General features: G+C 68.2%; 1 pseudogene. It reads right to left on the bottom strand.

The features are described 5' to 3' along the window. Positions 1-54 precede the first annotated feature (54 nt). Positions 55-180: pseudogene (locus RVY79_RS22065) on the bottom strand (DUF4113 domain-containing protein); the annotation flags it as partial. Positions 181-274 lie beyond the last annotated feature (94 nt).

Here is a 274-nt window from a genome sequence, read left to right as displayed (position 1 = left end):
CGTCGGAATGGCGACGACCGTAGGGAGGCCGACCGAGTTCAGAAGGTGGTCGATCTAGGCTGCCACGGTCGGAAGTTCGTCGATCCGGGCAGTACAGCGCGGCGCGCGCATGTCGAATTTGGTTGACCACTCCCGCTTCGGGACGAACCTCGCGCTGCCCGGGACGACGGCTCCCCGCCCAAACCGGCTATTGCGGGCAAAGAGAGCCCATCAGAGCGGCTCCGTGCTCCCGGTCGAGTTGCCCCAGCCCCGGGAACGCCCGCTGCGAGCCCGC

It is taken from the genome of Chromohalobacter sp. HP20-39, from assembly GCF_033052815.1.
In the GTDB taxonomy this organism is placed as follows: Bacteria; Pseudomonadota; Gammaproteobacteria; order Pseudomonadales; family Halomonadaceae; genus Chromohalobacter.
Note: the sequence above shows the minus strand (reverse complement) of the source record. Positions and strands in the feature narration are given on the sequence as shown.